The organism is Amycolatopsis sp. NPDC004747, from assembly GCF_053601335.1.
In genome coordinates this window covers 221,502-229,956 of sequence record NZ_JBSGBQ010000011.1, presented here as the reverse complement: position 1 = coordinate 229,956, position 8,455 = coordinate 221,502, and the positions used below count along the sequence as shown (strand labels likewise).

Here is an 8,455-nt window from a genome sequence, read left to right as displayed (position 1 = left end):
TTTGGAGTACGTAGTTCCAGGCTGGTGTGGTGTGTGGTGTTGTGCTGAGCCATTCGTGGGCGTAGTCGAGTGCCCATGTTGGGGCGTCGGTGGTTTTGAGGGTCGCTTGGAGTACGTAGTTCCAGGCTGGTGTGGTGTGTGGTGTTGTGCTGAGCCATTCGTGGGCGTAGTCGAGTGCCCATGTTGGGGCGTCGGTGGTTTTAAGAACAGCTTGGAGTATTCGATTCCAGGCAGGTTCTTTGGCGGAGAAATGGTCCAACCATCCGTGAGCCTCCTCGATCAAACTGATCTTGGCCGGACGGCGTGAGTGCAACAATGCTTCTAGGTTGGGTGCCCACTGAGGTGAGTGCCAGCTGTGGCTTTGTAGCCACTGCATGCCCTGGTAAAAAAGATCGATATCGTTCGGCGCTGCTCGAAGGAGTGCGCGCAGGATCGAACTGTAGTTGGCCTCTTCGCCGGAGGCTTGGAACAGCCAGGTGCGTGCCAAGCTGATTGTCTGATGCTTCAAGCGCCCGGACTTGAGGCATTCGACAATCAGGTGGAACCACTCTGGCTCTTTGGCGAAAGATTCTTCCAGCCAGCGAGATATGATCCTGTCGATCGAGTCGCTCGTGAATCGGCGATGGACAACAGCTTGGAGAATGTAGGGTAAACCGGGATCGGTGTTGTGGGCCTCTAGCCAAGCGTACAACACTTCGGCCACGTCTGCTTCTTCTGCTTCTGCGTTGAGGATTAGTGGTCGAAGGACGAAACTTGACTGTGCGGAACTGATGTGCCGCAGTAGCCAGGATTGGGCGGATCGGAGGTTGCGCGAAGCGCCGATGCTAGTCGAAAGCAGCGCTTCGATCACAAACGACGCGGCCGGGTTGTCATCGTTTTTATCCAGCCATTCAAGCGCCGTTGAGTGCGCGAGGCTACTTTCCGGGGCAACCTTGAGCAACGAGGCAATTGTCAATGGTTCGTCCATTGGATGTAAATCGTGGTCGCCTACTATTTCTCGGACAATCGATTTGAGTCGTGGGTCTTCCGGGCGCGCTTCATGTAACTTGGTGACGGTCCAGAGCCATAGGGGGTGGCGAACTCTTCGTTTCCTTAGCCAGGTGATTCCGAGGTCGAAGTTTGCTGGGCAATCTGCCGCTTCTTGTAGCAATGCCTTGAAAACTTGCTGCCAATGAGGACTGTTGTCCGGTTTCCGGGAAAGCCAGTCCTGACCCAGTCGGGAGTCGTCGTCGGTGCACGAAATATCGACCATTGCTTCGAATACATCGGCCCAGTCGGGTGAGTCGAAGTCGTGGCTGTCCAGCCACTGTCGGGCGACGAGGTGATATGAGGGATCTTTTGCACTGGCGACTGCCTGTAGGAAATAATGTGGCCAGTTGTCGTCGCTCAACCTTGACCGGAGCCATTCCGGGGAGGGTGCCCGTCCTGTGGACGGGAGTTTGAGCTGTCGATCCATGTCACGGCCGGTACTGCCGGCCATGACATGGTCGTCGGCAGTGGCTGCCCGAGTTGGCAGAGTGCTGTCGGGCTCACTGTCGCTGCTTGCCGGCACCGCTATTTCCTGTCTCCGTCGCCGGGCTCCGTATCGTTCTCCTTCGGAAGCCGTTCGAAGTTTATTTCCCAGTTCCCCGTTTTGATTCGTGGGTAAACTTCTTGTGCGGCCAGGATGATTGCGTAGCTAACAAGTGCGAGAGCAACCGTGAGTCCGATTGCTGCAACTATTGGCTGTGCGGCCGCGGCGGCCAGGCAGCCAACTAATGCGGTTCCGCCGCCGACGGCGGCGACTTTGGGAAGTTTTGAACGTCTTGAATCATCGTCGGACGTCGCCATGAGATCACTCATTTCGATTTAAGTTTAGTAAAATATATAAAAGCTAAGTAAATTAGATAATCTGAAATGTGTTCTCGATATTCAGTTGTGGGCGCATAGGTTATTTAGCGTAGGAGGATCCATCTTGTCACGGTACCGGACTTGCCCCTGATTTGCACGGGAAAGCCCCGCGGTGAAACGGAGGTTCGGTCCGGTTACCGGCCGAGGACGTCCTCCAGCCGGACAACGGCGAACCCCGTGGTCAGCGGGTCGCCCGCCGCGGGGTGGCGCTCGCCATCGTGGACCACCAACACGCCGTGCGGGAAGCGGTGGCCGAGGGAGGCCGTGCTGATCGACGAGCCGTCGGAGTGCTCCACCGTGCTCCGGCCCGTGACGATCCGCAGGTCGCGGACGTGCTTGCCGTACACGACGAACCGCGAGTCGCCCCGGCTGGAGGCGGACAGGGTGCCGTTCGCCACCGACAGGCCCTCCACGTCGGCCGTCAGCCGGCGGCCGCCGTAGCCGGGGCCGTCCGGGACGCACTCCTCCCTGGCCGCGTCCCAGCGAGCGGGGACGACGAAGGGGCGCACCCGGTCGATCAGCTCGGGCCGCCCGAAGCCGGAAGGCGACAGCGGGATTCGCCAGATCCCGACGTCCTCCTGGGCGGTGTGGAGCACACGGTCGTCGAGCACCAAGCCCTCCAGCTGGGGCCCCTCGCCGGGCACCTCACACGGCGACCACGCGGTCCCGCCCGGCAGGCGGAACCGCGAGGGCAGGTTCACGGCAGCGATCGGCGCGGTGCCGACCGCGCCATCCGGGGCTTCGCCCCAGGGCGGGGGCTCCGCCACCCAGAACCCCCGAAAAGCAACCGTGCCGTCCGACCGGCCCACCAGCCGCAGCAGCGCCACGCGCGTCTCGTGCCGCCGGGTCATCGCGGCCCATCGGACGCCGGTGCGCGGGTCCCGGCCCGCGGCCGGCCCGTAGGCGGTCCGCTGCTGGTCCACTTCGCACTCCGACGCGGAGAACACGGGCGCCGCGGCCGGGTCCCCGACGACGTCGACTTGAGGGTGCCGATGACGCCGCGCTCGGGGTCGCGCGGGTGCAGGACGGGCACCCGATCGCGGGGAGCAGCCGAAGCGGGACTGTGGTCGGCAGGCCGCCTGCCGCTGCAGGGAGACGGCGGCCACGGCCACCGGGAGGAGTCTGCGCACGCGCGGAAACCAGGCGGATCGGGTGGCCGGAGCGTGCCCGGCGGATGCCCGGGCCGTGCCATCCGCGGAGGTCCGGAGCCCCTTGACTACGCTGGTGGCCATGTCTGTCGCGGTGCGGGTGATCCCCTGTCTCGACGTCGACGCGGGCCGGGTCGTGAAGGGTGTCAACTTCGCCGGCCTCCGCGACGCCGGTGACCCCGTCGAGCTGGCCCGGCGCTACGACGCCGAGGGCGCCGACGAGCTCACCTTCCTCGACGTCACGGCTTCCTCCGGTGACCGCGAGACCACCTACGACGTCGTCCGCCGGACCGCCGAGCAGGTCTTCATCCCGCTCACCGTCGGGGGCGGGGTGCGCAGCAACGACGACGTCAACCGGCTGCTGCGGACCGGCGCCGACAAGGTCAGCATCAACACCGCCGCCATCGCGCGGCCCGAGTTCCTCAGCGAGGCGTCGAGACGGTTCGGCGCCCAGTGCATCGTGCTGTCCGTCGACGCCCGGCGCGTGCCCGAGGGCGGCGAGCCGACCGCCTCCGGCTTCGAGGTCACCACCCACGGCGGCCGCCGCGGGACCGGGATCGACGCCGTCGAGTGGGCCGCCCGCGGCGAGGAGCTCGGCGTCGGGGAGATCCTGCTGAACTCGATGGACGCCGACGGCACCAAGAACGGCTTCGACCTCGAGCTCATCGAACTCGTGCGCAAGGCCGTGCGCGTCCCGGTGATCGCCAGCGGGGGAGCGGGCGCGGTCGAGCACTTCCTGCCCGCGGTGCGGACCGGCGCCGACGCCGTGCTCGCCGCCAGCGTGTTCCACTTCGGACAGCTGAAGATCGGGGACGTCAAGGGCGCCCTGCGCGAAGGCGGGGTCGAGGTCCGGTGAAGTCCTGGCAGGCACCCGTCGAGGTGAAAGTCGTCGCCGGCCTGCTGGTCGGGCTGCCGGTGGCGTGGGCGCTGCTCGACCTGATCCCGGTGCTGAGCGCCGGGGCGGGCCTGGCCATCTACCGGATGCCGGCGCTCGCGCTGGTCCTCGGCGCGGTGGTGACCACCGGGCTCGTGCTGAAGCTGGGCAGCGCCCGGATCGGCGGCCTGGTCGTCACCGTGGTGTTCGCGCTGCTGCACGCGTTCCTGCTGCTCGGCGCCGAGCTGTGGTTCAACAAGCTGTTCTCCGGTCTGTCCTTCGCGGGCTACGGCTACGCGTTCGTCCTGCTGAACTCGATGCCGCTCAAGCGGCACCTCCTGGGAGCCACCGCATGACCCTGGACGCGGCCGTCTCGGCGCGCCTCAAGCGCAACGCCGACGGCCTGATCGCCGCGGTCGTCGTCGAGCACGCCACCTCGGACGTGCTGATGATGGCCTGGATGAACGACGACGCCCTCGCGGCGACACTGGCCACCCGCCGCGGGACGTACTGGTCGCGCAGCCGGCGGAAGCTGTGGGTCAAGGGCGAGACATCCGGGCACTACCAGCACGTTCGCGAAGTGCGCATCGACTGTGACGGCGATACTGTCCTGCTGCGCGTCGACCAGACCGGCCCGGCCTGTCACACCGGCACGCACACCTGTTTCGACACCGAGGAACGTCTCCTCCTGGCGGATGAGAAAGAGCACGCGTGACCATCGTCGCCGACATCCTGGTCGGGCTCGTCGCCCTGATCCACCTCTACATCGTCGTCCTCGAGATGTTCCTCTGGACGACGCCCCGCGCCCGCGCCGGCTTCGGCACGACGAAGGAGTTCGCGGAGCAGACCAAGACGCTCGCGGCGAACCAGGGGCTCTACAACGGCTTCCTGGCTCTCGCACTGGTGTGGGGCCTCGTCGCGAGCGACCCGACCGGGTTCCAGCTCAAGCTGTACGGCATCGTCTGCGTGATCATCGCGGGTCTCTACGGCGCCGCGACGGCCAGCAAGCGGATCCTGTTCGTGCAGGTGGTGCCGGGCGCGCTGGCGCTGATCGCGCTGCTGCTCGCGCGGTAGGCCACGCGATGGCCGGCGACTGGCTGCCACCGCCGGAACGCGGCGAACCGGAGTGGGCGGCCAGGGGAACGGCCGTGCTGCACACGAGGTTCGCGCGCTGGGTGTTCACCACGGTGGCGGGCGTGCTGATCGCCGCGGCCTTCGGGTTCGCCGGCCGCCCGGTGCCGGCGGCGGGGGCCGCGGTGTTCACCGGGGTCTCCGGCTGCTGGGCTTTCGCGGTCCACCGGCAGGCGATCGCCGCCCGCCGGACGGGCTGGCGCACCGCGACGGTCACCCTGGCCGGAGTGACCTCGGCGGAGCGGACGTCGGGCGCCATCGCCGTGCGGTTCCCGGACGGCAGCCGCATCGACCTCCGGCCGTTGGAGACCAACGCCGCGGTGCGGGCGCTGTCGGACGTGCCGGACCTGCCCGCGCTCATCGCCGGGAACGGGCCCGCCGCGCTGACGGTGTTCGTCCCGCCCAAGCCACCCTGGCGGGAGAAGGCGGTGCTGTTCCGGGCGCGGGCCGCCACCTACCGGTGGCTGCCGGGATCCTGAGCCAGGCGGTCGAGCGCGGAACGCCAGGCCCGCGCGGAGACGGTCAGCTGACCGGCTTGGCGGGCCTTGGTGTCCCGCACGCCCACGACCGGTCCCAGCGCCACCTCGACGCAGCTGTAGTTTTCCCCGCTGTACGAGGACTTCCGCCAAACGGCCATGTGGTCGCCTCCGCTAGTGTGCCGCCTCCTCGAGGAGCTCTCGGGAGGCCGCCTCGCTCAACGCCTGCTCGCCAAGCATCTTAACCACCCGCTGGTGGGCGAGGGTTTGCGTTTTTTCGTGCAGGAAAGCGCTCGAATGGACATGTTCGACGAAGGTGATGGGTGGCGTGCCGGGGAACTCGTAGATCTCGAACGGTCCCAGCAGACCGATGTGGTAGCCGATTCCGGCGGGGACCACGCGCACGGAAACGTTCGTGCGCCGCGATACTTCGATCAGGTGATCGATCTGGTCGGACATGATCTCCGGGGTGCCGACGGTTTCCCGGATCGCCCACTCGCCGATCAGAGCGCGGAGCGCGACCGGGTCCTGCCGAGTGAGCACCGCCTGCCGCTTGAGCCGGATGCGCAGGCGCTTGTCGGCTTCCTCGATGTTGACCGAAGATGCCTCCATGATCGACCGGATGTAGTCCGGTGTCTGCAGCAGTCCGGGCACGAGCAGCGGCGACCAGGCGGTGATCTTGGTGGCCGTGCTCTCGAAGGCCAGCAATGCCGTGAGGGCGTGGGAGATGTCGGCGTTGGTCGAGGCCAGCCAATTGGGTTCGCGGGCGTGCCGGGCCAGGGTGCGGATCCGGTCGCGCTTCTCCCCGTGGATGCCGAGCAGCGCCAGGATCGCCGACACGTCCTCGACGCTCGGCAGGCGAATCCCCTTCTCCCACGCCGACAACAGCTGGGGAAGAATCCCCAGCTCGTCGGCGAGAACGCGCAGACCGACTTTGCGTCCTTCGCGTTCTTCGCGCAGCGAAGCGGCGAGAGTTCTCGCGGCGGGTCCCGAAGACGTTGGCTTCATGAGCCGATAATACGAATCGCGTCGATTCCCCGGATGTGCGAATGGTGTCCACGAAATGCGCGGAATCGCCATTCATTCCGGCATTCGGGTGACGGGCGTGCTTCGCGGTTGAGCTCGGCCGGTGGATCCCCTGCGAGGCCTCGTCCGGAGCCGAGGTGGGCGCTTTCGGGTTTTCGTCCTTGTCGCGGCGGTTCGAACCAGGGGACCGGATTCCCTTGCTCGCCGTTTTGCCGCCGCCGGTCACCCGTCGCGCCCCGCTCGGTGGGCGGAAGCCGCCGCTGAACTGGCTAAACTGGGCTGATGGAGCTGCGGCGGGGCCGGCTCGTGCTGATCGTGGCCGCGATGCTCACCTTCCTGTTCTTCGGCGCGGGCACGGCGTACTCGCTGCTGACCCCGGGCTACGGCTTCGCGGACGGCGAACTCCTCGGTGAGGCCGTGATCCTGACCGGATCCCTGGCCCTCGCCGCGTTCGGCGTGCACCGCCTGCACGCCCCCGACCGGCGGCGGCTCGCCGAGGTGCCGGACTTCGGCGCTTGGCTGCCCACGCGCGAGGGCTCCCACGGCGAGGGCCGGGTCGACCTCGCCGCGCAGACCGCGCGCCTGCGCCGGACCGCCCTCCGCGCCGCCGGGATCGCCGCCGCCTGGGCCGTGGTGTTCGCGGCCGGCCTCGCCGCCGTGATGGCGGCCGAGCGGGCAGCGGCGAACCTCCTGGTCACCGGCGCCCGCACCGGCGGCTCGGTGGTCGCCGTCCACGACCCGGCCCGCGGCACCCCGACGATCGAGGTGCGGTACGAGGCACCGGGCGGTTCCCGGGTGGCGGAGATCGCCCTCGACTCCGGACGTGAGTACCACGAAGGCGACCCGGTGACGGTCGTCTACGACCCGGCCGGCCCGGCGCGCGTCCGCACCACCGAAGAGGCGAACGACGACGGGGTCCTCGTGGGTTTCGGCGTCGTGTTGCTGGTGACGGGCTTCATCGTGCTGCCGTTGGCGGCGTCCGTGGCGCTGGGCTGGTGGCGCCGGGCCCGCGCGGTCGCGGCGACCGGGTGGCGGATCGCGACGGTGACCGCCGTGCCGCAGGTCCGGCGCGCGGTGGAGATCGAGGCCCGCTACCGCGACGGCAGCGGCATCGACCTGCGGTGCGCGCCGTCGCTGCACCGCCCGGACGCCGTGGTCCGCCGCCGCGCGTGGATCGGGGGCTGGGGGCGGCAGATGGTCGTCCTCTTCCCACCCGCGCCCGGCCGGGCCGGGCCGCACTGCGTCCCGGTGTACGCCGCCGGACCGCGGGCTCAGCCGATGTCACCGGTGAGGTAGCGCTGCAGGTTCGGCGCGATCGCGCGCACCAGGACCTCGACCTCCTCGGTGGTGAGCGGCTCGAACTTCGCGACGTACCGGACCATGCCCAGGCCCACCATCTGGGTCGCGCACAGGTTCATCCGCAGCGGGATGCGGTCGGAGCCGACCGAGGTGATCAGCGCGCTGAAGAACCGCTGGAAGAAGTCGCGCAGCACGTGCCCGGCCTGCTCGTGGCCGGTGATGCTGCGGATGAGCGCCACGAACTGGCCGCCGCCCGCGCTGTCCCAGCGGGTGATGAAGGTGCGGACGATCCGTTCACCCAGCTCGTCGTCGGGCCCGTTGCGCAGCGCCTTCTGCAGCTCCAGCGGGTCGAACGGCAGCTCGAGGACGGCCTGGGCGAACAGGCCCTCCTTGCTGCCGAACCAGTGGTTGACCATCGCCGCGTCGACGCCGGCGCGGGTGGCGATCGCGCGCACGGTCGCCCCGTCGTAGCCGGTCTCGGCGAACACCGCCCGCGCGGCTTCGATCAGCGTCGTGCGGGTGTCCTGGCCGGCCGGCCTGCGGCCGCGGCGGCGGGCAGTAGTCTCGGGGTGGTCGGTGGTGCTCACGGCTCCATCATGACGCACGGACCA

Annotated in this window: 11 protein-coding genes and 1 pseudogene; 6 read left to right on the top strand and 6 right to left on the bottom strand. The window is 68.1% G+C overall.

What is annotated here, in order from left to right; all coding sequences use genetic code 11:
• The 3 genes and pseudogenes from ACWEGE_RS20080 to ACWEGE_RS20070 all read right to left on the bottom strand — a co-directional run.
• A partial coding sequence (locus ACWEGE_RS20080) for a hypothetical protein (protein ID WP_449661950.1) occupies positions 1–1,390 on the bottom strand: 1,390 nt, incomplete at its 3' end.
• Between the two features lie 164 nt (positions 1,391–1,554).
• Positions 1,555–1,842 carry a hypothetical protein gene (locus tag ACWEGE_RS20075; RefSeq protein WP_449661949.1) on the bottom strand — a complete coding sequence of 96 codons (288 nt, stop codon included), beginning with the start codon at positions 1,840–1,842 and terminating at the stop codon, positions 1,555–1,557.
• A 182-nt stretch (positions 1,843–2,024) separates the two neighbouring features.
• A pseudogene (locus ACWEGE_RS20070) lies at positions 2,025–2,861 on the bottom strand (phytase); the annotation flags it as partial.
• 259 nt (positions 2,862–3,120) lie between these two features.
• On the opposite strand from ACWEGE_RS20070, the gene hisF reads away from it, so the two are divergent.
• Genes hisF through ACWEGE_RS20045 form a run of 5 tightly spaced genes read left to right on the top strand, consistent with a single transcriptional unit; the run spans position 3,121 to position 5,522 of the window.
• On the top strand, positions 3,121–3,894 hold the full coding sequence (gene hisF, locus ACWEGE_RS20065) for an imidazole glycerol phosphate synthase subunit HisF (protein ID WP_449661948.1): 774 nt from the start codon (positions 3,121–3,123) through the stop codon (positions 3,892–3,894).
• Entirely contained in the window at positions 3,891–4,268 is a 378-nt protein-coding gene (locus ACWEGE_RS20060; RefSeq protein WP_449661947.1) for a hypothetical protein, read from the top strand. Before hisF ends, ACWEGE_RS20060 begins: the two co-directional genes overlap by 4 nt.
• Entirely contained in the window at positions 4,265–4,627 is a 363-nt protein-coding gene (gene hisI, locus ACWEGE_RS20055; RefSeq protein WP_004561853.1) for a phosphoribosyl-AMP cyclohydrolase, read from the top strand. The genes ACWEGE_RS20060 and hisI overlap by 4 nt, the downstream gene beginning before the upstream one ends.
• On the top strand, positions 4,624–4,986 hold the full coding sequence (locus tag ACWEGE_RS20050) for a DUF1304 domain-containing protein (protein WP_449661946.1): 363 nt from the start codon (positions 4,624–4,626) through the stop codon (positions 4,984–4,986). The genes hisI and ACWEGE_RS20050 overlap by 4 nt, the downstream gene beginning before the upstream one ends.
• An 8-nt stretch (positions 4,987–4,994) precedes the next feature.
• Positions 4,995–5,522, top strand: coding sequence for a hypothetical protein (locus ACWEGE_RS20045; RefSeq protein ID WP_449661945.1), 528 nt, complete (start codon positions 4,995–4,997; stop codon positions 5,520–5,522).
• Here the strand turns inward: ACWEGE_RS20045 and ACWEGE_RS20040 are convergent.
• Both ACWEGE_RS20040 and ACWEGE_RS20035 read right to left on the bottom strand, forming a co-directional pair.
• Positions 5,498–5,680: a DUF397 domain-containing protein gene (locus ACWEGE_RS20040; protein WP_449661944.1), complete on the bottom strand. Its 183-nt coding sequence runs from the start codon at positions 5,678–5,680 to the stop codon at positions 5,498–5,500. The genes ACWEGE_RS20045 and ACWEGE_RS20040 overlap by 25 nt on opposite strands.
• Before the next feature lie 13 nt (positions 5,681–5,693).
• On the bottom strand, positions 5,694–6,527 hold the full coding sequence (locus ACWEGE_RS20035) for a helix-turn-helix domain-containing protein (RefSeq protein ID WP_449661943.1): 834 nt from the start codon (positions 6,525–6,527) through the stop codon (positions 5,694–5,696).
• 300 nt (positions 6,528–6,827) lie between these two features.
• On the opposite strand from ACWEGE_RS20035, the gene ACWEGE_RS20030 reads away from it, so the two are divergent.
• Positions 6,828–7,841: a hypothetical protein gene (locus ACWEGE_RS20030; protein ID WP_449661942.1), complete on the top strand. Its 1,014-nt coding sequence runs from the start codon at positions 6,828–6,830 to the stop codon at positions 7,839–7,841.
• On the opposite strand, the gene ACWEGE_RS20025 is transcribed toward ACWEGE_RS20030, so the two are convergent.
• Positions 7,817–8,431: a TetR/AcrR family transcriptional regulator gene (locus ACWEGE_RS20025; RefSeq protein WP_449661941.1), complete on the bottom strand. Its 615-nt coding sequence runs from the start codon at positions 8,429–8,431 to the stop codon at positions 7,817–7,819. The two genes, ACWEGE_RS20030 and ACWEGE_RS20025, sit on opposite strands and share 25 nt — an antisense overlap.
• Positions 8,432–8,455 lie beyond the last annotated feature (24 nt).